Genomic DNA, 14,278 nt, shown 5'->3' with positions numbered 1-14,278 from the left:
GTGCGGGACAGCGCGACGGCCATCCGCCAAACGGATTAGCTCATCAGTATGGGATGGTAGCACCAGCCGCCCTGCGCTGCAGGAGATATGGCCGGTGGCATACTGCGGCTTCTGATATCGGAGTTTTCCATGACATACATCACAACGGCGCCGGGTTTGCCCGACATCCTCGCTCCCGGCTTGCAGGTGGTATTTTGCGGCCTCAATCCCGGCGTGGACGCGGCGGCCGCCGGCCACCATTTTCTCGGTCGCGGCAACCGCTTCTGGCCAGTGCTGCACCTGGCCGGCTTCACGCCGCATCTGGTGGCACCGCAGGACGATGCCAGCGTGCTCGGTTTCGGGCTCGGTTTGACGGCGGCCGTCGGGCGCCCGACCAGCCGCGCGGACCAGGTGGGAACGGATGAATTCGCGCAAGCGGCGGCGAGCCTGCAGCACAAACTGGCATTGGCGCAGCCGCAGTGGATTGCCTTCCTGGGCAAGGCCGCCTACGCGGCGATGACGGGAAAACGCCAGCTGGAGTGGGGCGAGCAGTCGGAGCGCTTCGGCGGTGCGCGCGTGTGGATACTGCCCAATCCGAGTGGTCTCAATCGCGGCTATTCGAAGGAGCGGCTGGTCGAGGCCTATGCGGAACTCAGGCGCGCGCTGGGCTGACGTCCAGTGCCACGGCGCGCAACAGCGGCGTGACGAAATCGAGGAAGGCGCGCAATTTCAACGGCAGCGGCGCTTGTCCCTTGTGCAGCAGGCTGACGGGCAAGGGCGCCGCTTCGAACGGTGCGAGCACGATGCGCAGCCTGTCGTCGCGCAGGGCGTCCATGACCTGGTACGACAGTACGCGGATCACGCCCGCGCCCAGGGTGGCGGCGGCGATTGCCGCGTCCACCGTATTGACGGCCAGGCGCGAATGCACGGACACGGACTGCGCAGCCTTGCCCGTGCCGAAGACCCAGGCGCGCCGCGATTCCAGCACCTCGAAGCTGATGCAGGCATGGGCTGCCAGGTCGCCCGGCGCAGCTGGCGTGCCATGCGCTGCCAGGTAGCCGGGACTGGCGCAGACGACCCGGCGCACGGTGCCGACCCGCGTCGCCATGAAGCTGCTGTTGGGCAGGTCGCCGATGCGCACGGCCACGTCGACCTGCTCGTCCATCAGGTGCAGGACGCGGTCCGTCAGTACCAGCTTGATCTCGATGTCCGGATAGCGGGCCAGGAACGCCGCCACCACGGGCACGATGTGCAGGCGTCCGAACATGACGGGCGCCGTGATCGTCAGCTCGCCTTTCGGCGCCGCATATTCGCCCGTCGCAATACGCTCCGCTTCGCCGATCTCTTCGAGGATGCGGCGGCAGGCGGTCACGTAGGATAGACCGGCCTCCGTCAGCGACAACTGGCGCGTCGTGCGGTGCAGCAGCCGCGTGTTGAGGTGCGCTTCCAGCGCCGCCACCTTGCGGCTGACGGTGGCCAGCGGCATGGAGAGATGGCGCGCGGCAGCCGACAGGCTGCCTGCGTCCACCACCGCCAGCAAGATGGTCATGGTTTCCAGCCTATCCATAGATCGTTCTCATGTGATACTTTCAATTTTTGGAAGAATGATTCTCAATCTTATGGGATTCTCTTTATCGGTGCAAGTAAGTAAGCTGGTCTCCTTCGCTGCGGCATGTTGCCGCGGCAACTTGAAAGGAGAGCGCCATGCGCCCCATGCCCATTCCCCCGCCCCATGCACACACCGTGGCGTCCGCGCCGCGCGGCAAGATACTCATGATGGCGGTGATCGCCGGTGCGGTGATCACCAACATCTATTGCACCCAGCCTATCCTGCCCCTGATCCAGTCCGGCCTGGGTGTCGACCTGGCGGCTGTCAACCTGGTCGCCGGCGCGGCGCTGCTGGGCTTTGCCACGGGGCTGGCACTGCTCCTGCCGCTGGGCGACCGCGTCGACCGGCGCACCCTGGTGCTGGGGCAGATCGCGCTGGCCTTCGTTTGCGCCCTGGCGGCGGCGATGGCGCCCGGCATCTGGCCGCTGATCGGGGCATCGTTTGGCCTGGGCATCGTCAGCTGCGTGCCGCAGCAACTGGTGCCGCTCGCCGCGAGCATGTCGCCGCCCGGTGAGCGCGGCCGTTCCGTCGGCACGGTGGTCAGCGGCATCATGGTGGGCATCCTGCTCGGGCGCACGGTGGCCGGCGTGGTGGGCGAGGCCTGGGGCTGGCGCGCCGTGTACGCGATGGAAGCGGCGTTCATGGTGCCCGTCTGGATCGCGGCGGCGGCCTTGTTGCCACGCGGGAGACCGGGCAGCCAGCTCTCCTACCTTGGGCTGCTGGCATCGCTGTGGCCACTGGCGCGCGACCATCGCCCGCTGCGCGAAGCTATGCTGATCCAGGCGCTGTTGTGGGCCTGCTTCAATGCGTTCTGGGTCAACCTGGCGTCGCTGCTGGCCAACGGTCCATGGCATTTGGGCAGCGCCTGGGCCGGCGCCTTCGGCATCATCGGCGCGGCCGGTGCGCTGGCCGCCACGCTGGGCGGCAGGGCCACCGACAGACTCGGTTCGCGCACGGTCATCGGCTTGAGCATCGCCATCGTGACCTTGTCCTACTTGCTGCTGGCGGGTGCCGCCTCGTCGCTGGTCTTGCTGGTGATCGGCGTCATCGTGCTCGATATCGGCGTGCAGGCTGCCCTGGTGGCCAACCAGACGCGCGCCTTTGCCGTCGATCCGGCCGCCCAGGGCCGCATCAACAGCCTGTACATGACGGCGACCTTCATCGGCGGCGCCGTCGGCGTGGCGGTCAGCGGCTGGCTGATGCAGCGTTTCGGCTGGACGGGCGTGGCGGTGTTTGGCGTCGTAGTGGGCTTGCTGGCTGGCGTCATCCACGTGGCCGGATCACGCGCACGGCAGCGGACTGCAAGCGCCACTTAACGCGGCTGCTCCAGCTGCGCGTACACGGCGTCGGCGATCTTGCCCAGTTCCTGCTTGGGCAGGCCCGCCGAGAGGGCATAACCGAGCTGGCCGTCGATCCAGTAAAACACGCTCAACTCCTTTTCCTGCGTATAGCGGAAGGCCGTTTCCTGCCGGCCCGCCCGCTCTTTCGCCACGTACAGGGTCAGGCGCTGGCCTTTGCCATCTTCATACATGAATTGCGCCACAGGGCCATCGCCATCGCCGGGCAGCAATCGCCCGCCGATCAAATGATAGCCGAGCGGCGACAGCGCGGGCGGCTGCAATTTTGTGCCCAGGCGTTTCGACAGCCATTGCACCAGGTGCGCTTCCTGTTCCGCGCCCACCTCGACGGGGTGGCGCACTTCGGGCGTGTAGACGGCATGGGCGATGGCGGCGCTGCGCGCCAGGGAGATCGGGCTGGCGCTGGCGGTCCGCAGGGCACCGGCATCGCCGCCATCGCCGCGCAGCAGCCAGCCCCCCGCGCCGCCGGCAATCACCAGCACGACGGCCGCTGCCGCCTGCATGGCGTGCCGCTGCCAGGCGCCGTTCGCGGCCGGTGGCGATGCCGCCTGCCGCAGCGTCGGCGGCACGGCCTCGTCCAGCACGGGGTCGAACAGGGCGCGCAGTTGCCGGTTCTGTTCGCGCCACGCATCCACCCTGGCGGCATCCTCGGGGTGCGCGCGCAGGTGGGTGTCGATGGCCGCGCGCTGCGCCTCGGGCAGGACGCCGTCGGCCAGGGCGTGCAATTGCGCTTCGCTGATGGCTTGCGTTGTCATTTCACGACTTTCAGGGTGGGGGCGCCATGGCTGCCGGCGGGGCGGCCATCGAGCAGTTCGCGCAGCCGCTCGCGCCCGCGCGACAGCCGCGACATGACGGTGCCGACCGGGATGCCCAGGGTGGACGCCACCTGCTCGTACGGCATCTGCTCGAGCGCGACAAGCAGGATGACTTCACGCTGCCCCAGCGGTAAACGGGCCAGCGCCGCATCCATTTCGCCGATGGCGATGGCCTGTCCCGGCGCGCGCTCCGGCGCGGGCAGGAGGGTGTCGTCGTCGAGCTCCTGCAGCGCCAGGCCGGGGCGGCGCAACTGGTCCACGTGCAGGTTATGCATGATGGAAAACAGCCAGGGCCGCATCTCGCCGCCCCGTTGCCACTGGTCGAATTTGCGCCAGGCCCGCTCCACGGTGTCCTGCACCAGGTCGTCCGCGTGCGCGGCGCCCGCCAGCGCGCGCGCATAGCGGCGCAGGCCGGGCAGGCACGCTTGCAGCTGGCGGCTGTCCTCTTGCGTGGTCATCGTGGCGGCGGGATAGTGAGCTTAAGGCTTGACGACGTGCCACACGTTCTTGAAATTGTCGCCAGCCACGTCGCCCGGTTTCTTGTCTTCCTTGTACAAATACAGGGGCTTGCCCTTGTAGGTCAGCTGCATGGCGCCGTTGTCGTCGCGCTTGATGCTGCCATACGGGGCGGCGGGAGCCGCTTCGGTGGCGATGACGGCGGGCCAGGCCACCAGGCAGCCGCCGCTGCAGGCGCTCTTGCCGCTGTCGGCGACATCCTTGTCGAACACGTACACAGTCATGCCGCTGGCGTTGACCAGCATGCCGTTGGCGGGCATGACGTCGGCGGCGAAAGCCAGCGGGGCGGACAAGGCGGTGAAAAGGGCGGTGGCGGCAAAAGTAGTAAAGCGCATGATGGTCTCCTTGAGGTTTTGAGGGCTTGCAAGGGATAGACGCCTGTCGCCTGCCGTTTATTCCCCGACAGGCAAAATATTTTTTTCCGGCGCGTGCAGGCTGGCCCACAGGTGGGCGGCCGCCATGGTGCGGTGCGGCGCGTACTGGCGCAGCCACTGTTCCGTGCGCGCCATGTCCGGTTTGACCTCTTCGCCGAGCAGTTTTTGCAGGGCGGCGCGGATGGCCACGTCGCCATGCAGCGAGCAGTCGGCATAGCCGTAGCCGCGCAGCAGCGCGTAGTTGACGGTCCACGGACCGATGCCCTTCACGGCCAGCAGCGCCTGCGACATCGCCGCCACGTCGCCGGAGGGGGGTAGCTCCAGCGACAGTTCCCCGTCATTGACGAGATGTGCCAGGCGCAGCACGGTTTCCGCCTTGGCGCGCGAGAATTTGCGGCTGGTCAAGTCCTCGACGGATAGCCGCGCCACGTCGCGCGCCTCCGGGTAGCACCACAAGCCGCTGCCATGCCGGCGCCCTGCCTGCAGAATAAAAGTACGGCGCAGGGCGATGGCGAACTGCAGGTTGATCTGCTGGCCGATGATGGCCCAGGTCAGTGCCTCGAAGGGGCTGGCCGATTGCACGATGCGCAAGCCCGGATTGACGCGGACCAAAGGCGCCAGCAGCGGGTCGCCGGCGGCCAGTTGCGCGAACGGCTGCGGATCGATGCGCAGGCCGAGGATATTGAGCAGGGCACTGTGCAGCGGTGTTTCAAGGTCGCCAACGCCATCGCCATCGATCTCGGCGCGGCAGATGGCGGCAGCGTCCGTGAAGGCCACATCCAGCACGACCGGCACGCCTTGCAGCAGGATGCCCTTGCGCAGGCCAGTCGGCGTGACTTGTTCGGCCACGGCTTCTCCGTCGCGGCTGTGGAAGGCGATGACGTCGTCGCGGCGGTAGCCGGCGGGCAGGGGGAGAGTCCAGTGCAGCAGGGTCATGGTGGGGGGCCAAAGTCAGGGACGGTATCAGGGAGGCGATGCGGGCGCACCGCGTTTCTTGCTTTGTGCCTTAGCGCGCGCAGATGTCGGTGCTGGGCGGGCTAAGGGCCGCCGCGTGCTGGATCTGCAGGGCGTCGGGCACACCATTTTTCACGGCCGTCAGTTCGGCCAGGATGGAAATGGCGATTTCGGCCGGCGTCTTGCTGCCGATGTAGAGGCCAATGGGGCCATGCAGGCGCGCCAGCTGTTCCGCGCTGACGTCGAACTGCAGCAGCCGTTCGCGGCGCTTGGCGTTGTTCGCGCGCGAGCCGATGGCGCCCACGTAAAACGCGGGCGATTTCAATGCTTCCATCAGGGCCAGGTCGTCGAGCTTGGGATCGTGCGTGAGGGCGACGACGGCGCTGCGGCTGTCGAGCTTTAATTCCAGCACGAGGTCGTCCGGCATGGCGTGCAGCAGGGGCACGCCCGGTACGTTCCAGCCGCCCCGGTATTCCTCGCGCGGGTCGCAGACGATGACGTGGTAATCCATGGCCGTGGCGATCTGCGCCACGAAGCGCGACAATTGGCTGGCGCCGATGATCAGCAAGCGCCAGCGCGGGCCATGTTGCGTGGTGAGTACGCCGTTTTCCAGGGCCAGCACGGCGCCCGGCGTGGCGCGCTGCAGGGTGACGGCGCCGCTGTGCATGTCGAGGCGGCGTTCGACCAGTTCATGCGCTTCCAGGCGCGCCAGCAGTTCGGCCACGCGGCTGTCAGCATGCAGCGGCTCGATGGCCAGCTCGATGGTGCCGCCGCAGGGCAGGCCGAAGCGGTGCGCCTCGTCGGCGCTGATGCCGTAGCTGACGATGTCGGGCTGTGTGCGCACGATGCCGTGCACGCGCACGGTGTCGATCAAATCATCTTCGATGCAGCCGCCGGAGACGGAACCGACTACCGTGCCATCGTCACAGATGGCCAGGGTGGCGCCCACGGGGCGGGGGCTGGAACCCCAGGTCTTGATGACGGTGACGAGTTCGCAGCGGTGGCCGGCGGCGAGCCAGGCGGCGCTGGTTTTCAGAACTTCAAGGTCGATGCTGTCCATGGGCCGCGAAAGGAAAGCCGCAGGTAGGCGGCAAAGTATGGAATATTCTTCAATATTGTGGCTATACTACGCTCTCCAACAGCCTGCGGAGAGTTTTCATGTCGAACGACCAAAAGACGCAAGACGACGGCATTCCCAAGTTTGGCAAACTGCTCATCGCCCTGTTCCTGGCAGTGGTATTTTGCGGCGCCCTCACATGGGTCATGGGCACCTACTTCCCGAACTTCCCCGGCGCCTGACCAAACCTGCTGCGTTAAGGCTTCAGCGGCTTTTTCGCTGCCTGCTTGGCGCGCACGTCGATGACGGCGCGGTTGACGGCGGCCATGCGTGAGTTGGTGCCAGGGTGCAGGGCCGTGTAGCCATTGGCGACCGTGGCCGGCACTTGCGCGGCCAGGCGTTGCCAGAAGCGGGCGGCGTTGTCGACGTTGTAGCCGGCGCGCGCCAGCAGGTAGATGGCCAGGGTGTCGGCTTGCACGTCGAGTTCCTGCGGCATGGCCTTGATGCCGGCGGCACCCGTCAGCATCGATACATCAGGCTGTACGGCGCCCAGGCTGTCGATGATGCTGCCGGCCGTGCCTGCCGTACGTTGGCTGCGCGCGTGGTCGAGGATGTTGTGCGCCATTTCGCGGGCGATCACGAAGGCGATGCCTTCGTCGTTTTGCGCCGCATTCACCATGCCGCGCGTGAGCATGATGCGCGCGCCGTCCGAGTAGGCGTTGATATTGTCCGCATTGCCCAGGGCGACGCGGAAGGCGCAGGCGCGCGTGACGGGAATTTTCAGGTCCTGCTGCTGGCCGTCGCGGGCGATGGTCATGTTCAGGCTCGCGCTTTTCGAGGCCAGCGGGCCGACGATGGCGCCGAACGGGCCTTCCGCTTTCGGGCCGGCCGGCAGCGGCTTGCCTTCGGCGGCCAGCAAGCCGTCGCCCTTGCGCAAGCCGGCGCGCGCGGCGCCGCTGCCCGGCAAGACGCCGGAAACCTGCATCTGTTCGCCGTAGCCGAGGGCCGCCTGCGCCGCGTCGGCATAGATGCCAGGGTAGGAATACTTGTTCTGCGCCGTGAAGCCCAGCAGGTTGCGCGCATACGTCTTGCACAGGTCCGCATTGTTGATCAGCAGGGGCGCCGAGACTTTCGACAGGCGGTCCTGCAGCGCCACCATCTTCACCAGTTCGTCCTGCGCCGCCTTTTGCTGCGCCGTCGGGGCGGGCGCATCGGGCGCCGGCACCACGTTGAACGGGCCGCTGACATTCGTCGTTGGCGTGGTGCAGGCAGAGAGAAGGGCAACGCAAGCCACCAGCAGTGGCGAGGCCAGATGGCGCAGCGAAGTCGGGGCTGGGATCAGATGGCGGAAACCTGGCATAAGAAAATCCTTAATGTTTGCCGGTGCTGCCGAAACCGCCAACACCGCGTTCGCTGTCGCCGAATTCCTCGACGACGTTAAAGCCCACTTGCAGTACCGGCACGATAATCAGTTGCGCCAGGCGTTCCATGGGATTGAGCGTGAAAGCGCTCTGGCCCCGGTTCCAGGTCGATACCATCAGCTGGCCCTGGTAGTCGGAGTCGATCAAGCCTACCAGATTCCCCAATACGATGCCGTTTTTGTGGCCCATGCCGCTGCGCGGCAGGATCATGGCCGCATACGACGGGTCGCCGATGTGGATGGCCAGGCCGGTGGGAATGAGCACGGTCTGGCCGGCTTCGATGGTGATCGCTTCATCGATGCAGGCGCGCAGGTCCAGGCCGGCGCTGCCCGGTGTGGCGTAGGCTGGCAGCAGTTCTTTCATGCGGGCGTCGAGGATCTTGATGTCGATATTTTTCATTGAAGCTAAGTCGTCTAAAAATGGATTATTTGAGCAGTGAATTTTTTGCCAGCCGCTTCGAGATTTCCGAAATCAGCTGGCGCGCCAGGTTCAGTTTCGAGGCGCGCGGCAGCACGGTATGGCCTTCTTCGTCGAACAGGATGATGGTGTTGTCGTCCTGGCCAAAGGTGTTCTGGCCGATATTGCCGACCAGGAGGGGGATGCCCTTTTTCTCGCGCTTGGTCGAGCCGAATTCCACGAGGTTTTCCGATTCGGCGGCAAAGCCCACGCAGTATGGATAGCCGGCCAGGTTGGTGCGTGCCGCCACGGTGGCCAGGATGTCGGGGTTTTGCGCGAACTGCAGTTCTGGCACGGAGCCGTCGGCCTGCTTTTTCATCTTTTGTTCGCTGGCGTTGGCCACGCGCCAGTCGGCCACGGCGGCCACGGCGACGAAGACATGCTGGCCGTCGACGTGGGCCAGCACGGCATCGTGCATCTGCTGCGCGCTTTGCACGTCGATGCGGCGCACGCCGAAGGGCGCATCCAGGGCCGTGGGGCCGGAAATGAGCAGCACCTCGGCGCCCGCTTCGCGCGCCGCGCGCGCCACCGCATAGCCCATCTTGCCCGAGGACAGATTGGTGATGCCGCGCACGGGGTCAATGGCCTCGAAGGTGGGGCCGGCCGTGACCAGCACGCGCTTGCCCGCCAATACCTTCGGCTGGAAGGCGGCGATCAGCTCCGTCAGCAATTGCTCCGGTTCCAGCATACGGCCCAGGCCCGTTTCGCCGCACGCCTGTTCGCCGGCGGCCGGGCCAAACAGCTTGATGCCGTCGTCGCGCAGCTGCTGCACATTGCGCTGTGTGGCGGGGTTCTGCCACATTTCCACATTCATGGCCGGCGCCACCAGCAGGGGCAGGTGGGAGGGACGGGCAAGGCACAGGGTCGACAGCAGGTCGTCGCACACGCCATGCGCCAGCTTGCGCAGAAAATCGGCCGAACACGGCGCGATCAGAATGGCGTCCGCATGGCGCGTCAAATCGATATGCGCCATGTTGTTGGCTATGCGCGCATCCCACTGGCTCGTGTGCACGGGGTGGCCGGACAGGGCCTGCATCGTGACGGCCGTGATGAAGTGGCTGGCCGCATCCGTCATCACCACTTGCACCGAGGCGCCGGCCTTTGTCAGCGCGCGGCACAGTTCCGCCGCCTTGTAGCAGGCGACGCCGCCCGAAAGTCCCAGGACGATTTTTTTGCCGGACAATTCCATGCCGTTCTCCTGCGTGTTTATTTGTTTACCCGGCGCAGTTCATCGATGATGAACAGGGCCGCGCCGATGCAGATGGCGCTGTCGGCGATATTGAAAGCGGGGAAATGGCCCCAGCTTTTCCAGTGGAAGTCGAGGAAGTCGACCACGTGGCCGTACACCAGACGGTCGATGGCGTTGCCCAGCGCGCCACCCAGGATCAGCGCCAGAGCCCAGCAGAACATGCGCTGGCCGGCGTGCTTTTTCAGCAGGTAGATGATGTAGACGGCGGCCGCCAGGGCGATACCGGTGAAGAAATAGCGCTGCCAGCCGCCCTGGTCCGACAGGAAGCTGAACGCGGCGCCCTTGTTATACGCGAGCACCAGGTTGAAATACGAGGTGATGACCATCTCTTGCGCATAGCGGAAGGTCTTCAGGATCGTGATCTTGGTGATCTGGTCGAACAGGATGACGATGGCGGCAATGCCCAGCCAGGGCACGAGCGATGCCGAGGACGACGATTTCGATGAAAAACGGTTTTTAGTGGCCATATTTTTCCAGGGAAGATAATGCCGCCGCTGCCCTTGCGGGCAGCGGCGGTGGGAAGCGGCGCAGGAACATGTCCCGCGCCGTTTTATGCGAAGCGGCGTTTCTCGCCCGCGCCAAACAGATTGCTGACGCAGCGGCCGCACAGGGTAGCATGCGCGGCGTCTGTGCCCACGTCCGCACGGTAGTGCCAGCAGCGCTCGCACTTCGGCGCCGTCGACGCGGCCACGACCACTTCCTCGGCCGCTTCGTCGGCTACTTCAGCCACGGTTGCCTGCGAGGTGATGAAGACGAACTTCAAGTCGTCGCCCAGGGTCGTCAACAGCTTGTACTTCATCGGTGCGGCCTTGATCGTCAGTTCCGCCTGCAGCGACGAACCGATGGCGCCCGAGGTGCGCAAGTCTTCCAGCTGTTTTGTCACGTCCGTGCGCACGGCGCGCAGGGCTGTGTATTTCTCCAGCAGGTCGGCCGCATCCGAAACTTCCGGCAGTTGCCACCAGGTTTGCGTGAAGATGGTTTCATCGCTGGCGGCATAGGCATCCGCTCCGGCGAAGACGGCCCACGCTTCTTCGGCCGTGAACGACAGGGCCGGGGCCATCAGGCGCAGCAGGCTTTGCGTGATGTGCCACAGGGCCGTCTGCGCCGAACGGCGCGCGTGCGACGTCAGGCCGGAGGTGTACAAACGGTCCTTCAGGATGTCCAGATAGAAGCCGCCCAGGTCTTCCGAGCAGTACGTCTGCAGCTTCGAGACCACCGGGTGGAATTCGTAGCGCGCGTAGTTGTTCTCGATCTGCGTTTGCAGCGAGGCCATGTTGGCCAGCGCATAGCGGTCGATTTCGAACATTTCCGCGACCGGCACGGCGTCCGTGGCCGGATTGAAGTCCGACGTATTGGCCAGCAGGAAGCGCAGCGTGTTGCGGATGCGGCGATACGATTCCGTCACGCGTTTCAGGATTTCGTCGGAGATCGACAGCTCGCCCGTGTAGTCGGTCGAGGCGATCCACAGGCGCAGGATGTCCGCGCCCAGGGTGTCCGAGATCTTTTGCGGCGCCAGGGTATTACCCAGCGACTTCGACATCTTCTTGCCTTCGCCATCGACCGTGAAGCCGTGCGTCAGCAGGGCTTTATACGGCGGACGGCCATTCAGCATCGACGACACGAGCAGCGACGAGTGGAACCAGCCGCGATGCTGGTCCGAGCCTTCCAGGTACAGGTCGGCCGGGAATTGCAGCTGCGTCGAGTGTGAACCGTGCGCTTGCGGGCCGCCCAGCACCGTCTGGTGCGTGGCGCCGGAATCGAACCATACGTCCAGCGTGTCCTTGTTCTTCGCGTAGATGGTCGCTTCGTCGCCGATCAGGTCCTGCAAGTCCAGCGCCTGCCATGCCTCGATGCCGTCTTTTTCGATCAGCTTGGCCACTTGCTCCAGCAGTTCCGGCGTGCGCGGATGCAGGTCGCCCGTTTCCTTGTGCACGATGAAGGCCATCGGCACGCCCCACTGGCGCTGGCGCGACAGGGTCCAGTCGGGACGGTTGGCGATCATGCCGTGCAGGCGCGCCTGGCCCCAGTCCGGGAAGAACTCGGTATCGGCGATGCCTTTCAATGCCGTCTCGCGCAGGGTCGCGCCGCCGTCCTTTGGCGTCACGTCCATGCCGGCGAACCACTGCGAGGTGGCGCGGTAGATGATCGGGGTCTTATGGCGCCAGCAATGCATGTAGCTGTGGTCGAACATCTTGACTTCGAACAGGGCACCCGCTTCGCGCAGGGCGTTGCAGATCGGCTTAGAGGCTTCCCAGATGGTCATGCCGCCGAACAGGGGTAGGGTCGAGGCGAACTTGCCGTCGCCCATGACGGGCTTGATGATGTCGTCATCCTTCATGCCGTGCGCCTTGCACGAGATGAAGTCGTCCAGGCCGTAGGCTGGCGCCGAGTGCACCACGCCCGTGCCGCTTTCCGTGGTCACGTATTCGGCCAGGTACAAAGGCGACAGACGGTCGTAGAAAGGGTCGGCCGCATGCAGCGGGTGGCGGAAGCTGATGCCGGCCAGGGCCGCGCCGTCGCAGGTGGCGATGGTCGTGCCATCGAGCTTGAAGCGCGCCAGGCTGGACACGACCAGGTCTTGCGCCAGGATCAGCAGCAATGGCTGGCCATCGCGCTCGGTCTTCACCAGCGAATATTTCACTTCCGGGTGCACGTTCAGCGCCTGGTTCGACGGGATGGTCCACGGCGTGGTGGTCCAGATGACGATGAAACCGTTATCGGTCGGCAGCGATGGCAAGCCGAAGGCGGCCGCCAGTTTTTCCGGCTCGGCGAACTTGAACCCGACGTCGATGGCGGGATCGCGTTTTTCCGCGTATTCCACTTCCGCCTCGGCCAGCGCCGACTGGCAGTCGAAACACCAGTTGACGGGTTTCAGGCCGCGGTAGACATAGCCTTTTTCCAGCAGCTTGCCCAGCGCGCGCAATTCGTCCGCTTCATTGCCATGCGCCATGGTCAGGTATGGGTTGTCCCACTCGCCCAGCACGCCCAGGCGGATAAAGTCCTTTTGCTGGCGCTCGACCTGCACGTTGGCGTAGGCGCGCGCCTTTTCCAGCACTTCGGCCGTCGGCAGGTTCTTGCCGTGCAGTTTTTCGATCTGGATCTCGATCGGCATGCCGTGGCAATCCCAGCCCGGCACATACGGCGCGTCGAAGCCGGCCAGCGAGCGCGACTTGACGACCATGTCTTTCAGGATCTTGTTGACGGCGTGGCCCAGGTGGATATCGCCATTCGCGTACGGCGGGCCGTCATGCAGGATGAATTTTGGACGGCCGGCGGCAGCCTTGCGCACGCGCTCATAAATTTTCTTGTCTTGCCATTGCTGTACCCATTGCGGCTCGCGCTTGGCCATGTCGCCGCGCATCGGGAACGGGGTTTCCGTCATGTTGACCGGGTATTTGCTTTCAGGCTTCTTGTTCTGTTTGGGCGTGGCTGGCTTGTTTTGATCGGACATAATCTTCTTTAATGATATTGAATGGTTTGCGGCGGCGGGAGCCGCCAGGCGGCGGAGTTGGCCGGCGTCAAATTCGGTCGGTGGCGGTAATGGCGCCGCTGCGCTGCTCAAAATAGGCGCGCGCCTGGTTCGAGTCGCGCTCGATGGCGGCCGTCAGGGTGGGCAAATCGTCGTACTTTTCTTCGTCGCGCAGTTTTTCCAGGAATTCCACGCGCACCAGATTGCCGTAGCAGGATTGATTAAAATCAAACAGATGCACTTCCAGCAAGACGCGGCCGCTGTCGTCGACGGTAGGGCGCACGCCGAGGCTGGCCACGGCTGGCAGCGGTTGCGGTGCCAGGCCGTGCACTTGCACGATGAAGACGCCGGACAGGGCGGGGCGGTGCGCCACGCGCAGGTTCAGGGTGGGGAAGCCGAGCGTGCGGCCCAGTTTCTGGCCGTGGATCACGTGGCCGGAAATGGCGTACGGATGGCCGAGCAGCTGCGTGGCCAGCGGGAAATCGCCGGCAGCCAATGCCAGGCGCACGGCCGACGACGAGATACGCGTGCTGCCGTTCATCACGGTAGGCAATGTTTCTACGTGGAAACCATATTGGCGGCCCGCTTCCTGCAGCATGGCCACGTCGCCGGCGCGCCGGGCGCCATAGCAGAAGTCGTCGCCGACCATCAGCCATTTCACGTGCAAGCCGTCGACGAGGACTTTTTCCGTGAATTCCTGCGGCGTCAAGGCGGCGAACTGGGCGCTGAAGTGCTCGACGACGACACGGTCGATGCCGGCGTCGTCCAGCGACTGCAGCTTGTCGCGCAAGTTGGCGATGCGCTGCGGGGCTTTGGACAGGTCGCCCGCGCGCTGCGCGAAGAATTCGCGCGGGTGCGGTTCGAACGTCATCACGGCCGCTTCAATGCCGAGTTCGGTCGCGGCGCCGCGCACGCGCGCCAGCAAGGCCTGATGGCCGATGTGGACACCGTCAAAATTGCCGATGGTCAGAGCGCAAGGCGCTCGTGCCTGGGCATTGGGAAGTCCGCGGAATACCTTCAT

General features: G+C 65.2%; 15 protein-coding genes. 3 read left to right on the top strand and 12 right to left on the bottom strand.

Annotation, left to right across the window (positions count from 1 at the left end; all coding sequences use genetic code 11):
• The first annotated feature begins 129 nt into the window (after nt 1-129).
• Complete coding sequence (gene mug / locus AC3IQ7_RS24240) at nt 130-651, top strand: G/U mismatch-specific DNA glycosylase (RefSeq protein WP_489207515.1); 522 nt, start codon at nt 130-132, stop codon at nt 649-651.
• Here the strand turns inward: mug and AC3IQ7_RS24235 are convergent.
• Nucleotides 632-1,546 carry a LysR family transcriptional regulator gene (locus tag AC3IQ7_RS24235; RefSeq protein WP_489207514.1) on the bottom strand — a complete coding sequence of 305 codons (915 nt, stop codon included), beginning with the start codon at nt 1,544-1,546 and terminating at the stop codon, nt 632-634. The genes mug and AC3IQ7_RS24235 overlap by 20 nt on opposite strands.
• 137 nt (nt 1,547-1,683) lie before the next feature.
• Here AC3IQ7_RS24235 and AC3IQ7_RS24230 point away from each other — a divergent pair, with 137 nt between their 5' ends.
• Nucleotides 1,684-2,904, top strand: coding sequence for an MFS transporter (locus AC3IQ7_RS24230; RefSeq protein WP_489207513.1), 1,221 nt, complete (start codon nt 1,684-1,686; stop codon nt 2,902-2,904).
• Here the strand turns inward: AC3IQ7_RS24230 and AC3IQ7_RS24225 are convergent.
• The 5 genes from AC3IQ7_RS24225 to AC3IQ7_RS24205 all read right to left on the bottom strand — a co-directional run bounded on the left by AC3IQ7_RS24225 (nt 2,901) and on the right by AC3IQ7_RS24205 (nt 6,665).
• Nucleotides 2,901-3,701, bottom strand: a complete 801-nt coding sequence (locus tag AC3IQ7_RS24225) for an anti-sigma factor family protein (RefSeq protein WP_489207512.1) — start codon at nt 3,699-3,701, stop codon at nt 2,901-2,903. The genes AC3IQ7_RS24230 and AC3IQ7_RS24225 overlap by 4 nt on opposite strands.
• Nucleotides 3,698-4,219, bottom strand: coding sequence for an RNA polymerase sigma factor (locus AC3IQ7_RS24220; RefSeq protein WP_099377990.1), 522 nt, complete (start codon nt 4,217-4,219; stop codon nt 3,698-3,700). Before AC3IQ7_RS24220 ends, AC3IQ7_RS24225 begins: the two co-directional genes overlap by 4 nt.
• A 21-nt stretch (nt 4,220-4,240) precedes the next feature.
• Nucleotides 4,241-4,612, bottom strand: coding sequence for a COG4315 family predicted lipoprotein (locus AC3IQ7_RS24215; RefSeq protein ID WP_322426363.1), 372 nt, complete (start codon nt 4,610-4,612; stop codon nt 4,241-4,243).
• Between the two features lie 57 nt (nt 4,613-4,669).
• Nucleotides 4,670-5,587: a DNA-3-methyladenine glycosylase family protein gene (locus tag AC3IQ7_RS24210; protein WP_489207511.1), complete on the bottom strand. Its 918-nt coding sequence runs from the start codon at nt 5,585-5,587 to the stop codon at nt 4,670-4,672.
• Nucleotides 5,588-5,657: 70 nt separating this feature from the next.
• On the bottom strand, nt 5,658-6,665 hold the full coding sequence (locus AC3IQ7_RS24205) for an XdhC family protein (protein WP_489207510.1): 1,008 nt from the start codon (nt 6,663-6,665) through the stop codon (nt 5,658-5,660).
• A 98-nt stretch (nt 6,666-6,763) separates the two neighbouring features.
• Here AC3IQ7_RS24205 and AC3IQ7_RS24200 point away from each other — a divergent pair, with 98 nt between their 5' ends.
• Entirely contained in the window at nt 6,764-6,904 is a 141-nt protein-coding gene (locus AC3IQ7_RS24200; protein WP_162995759.1) for a hypothetical protein, read from the top strand.
• A 14-nt stretch (nt 6,905-6,918) separates the two neighbouring features.
• Here the strand turns inward: AC3IQ7_RS24200 and AC3IQ7_RS24195 are convergent, their stop codons facing one another.
• The 6 genes from AC3IQ7_RS24195 to AC3IQ7_RS24170 all read right to left on the bottom strand — a co-directional run bounded on the left by AC3IQ7_RS24195 (nt 6,919) and on the right by AC3IQ7_RS24170 (nt 14,278).
• Nucleotides 6,919-8,022 carry a M48 family metallopeptidase gene (locus tag AC3IQ7_RS24195; RefSeq protein ID WP_099377986.1) on the bottom strand — a complete coding sequence of 368 codons (1,104 nt, stop codon included), beginning with the start codon at nt 8,020-8,022 and terminating at the stop codon, nt 6,919-6,921.
• 10 nt (nt 8,023-8,032) lie between these two features.
• A complete protein-coding gene (dut, locus tag AC3IQ7_RS24190) occupies nt 8,033-8,482 on the bottom strand; it encodes a dUTP diphosphatase (RefSeq protein WP_034785229.1) in 450 nt (149 codons plus the stop codon).
• Between the two features lie 25 nt (nt 8,483-8,507).
• Nucleotides 8,508-9,728, bottom strand: coding sequence for a bifunctional phosphopantothenoylcysteine decarboxylase/phosphopantothenate--cysteine ligase CoaBC (gene coaBC, locus AC3IQ7_RS24185; protein WP_489207509.1), 1,221 nt, complete (start codon nt 9,726-9,728; stop codon nt 8,508-8,510).
• A 17-nt stretch (nt 9,729-9,745) separates the two neighbouring features.
• Nucleotides 9,746-10,255: a signal peptidase II gene (gene lspA / locus AC3IQ7_RS24180; RefSeq protein ID WP_035821479.1), complete on the bottom strand. Its 510-nt coding sequence runs from the start codon at nt 10,253-10,255 to the stop codon at nt 9,746-9,748.
• An 83-nt stretch (nt 10,256-10,338) separates the two neighbouring features.
• On the bottom strand, nt 10,339-13,239 hold the full coding sequence (gene ileS, locus AC3IQ7_RS24175) for an isoleucine--tRNA ligase (protein WP_489207508.1): 2,901 nt from the start codon (nt 13,237-13,239) through the stop codon (nt 10,339-10,341).
• A 67-nt stretch (nt 13,240-13,306) separates the two neighbouring features.
• Nucleotides 13,307-14,278: a bifunctional riboflavin kinase/FAD synthetase gene (locus tag AC3IQ7_RS24170; protein WP_099377983.1), complete on the bottom strand. Its 972-nt coding sequence runs from the start codon at nt 14,276-14,278 to the stop codon at nt 13,307-13,309.

It is taken from the genome of Janthinobacterium sp. GL_088 (assembly GCF_057837845.1).
Note: the sequence above shows the minus strand (reverse complement) of the source record. Positions and strands in the feature narration are given on the sequence as shown.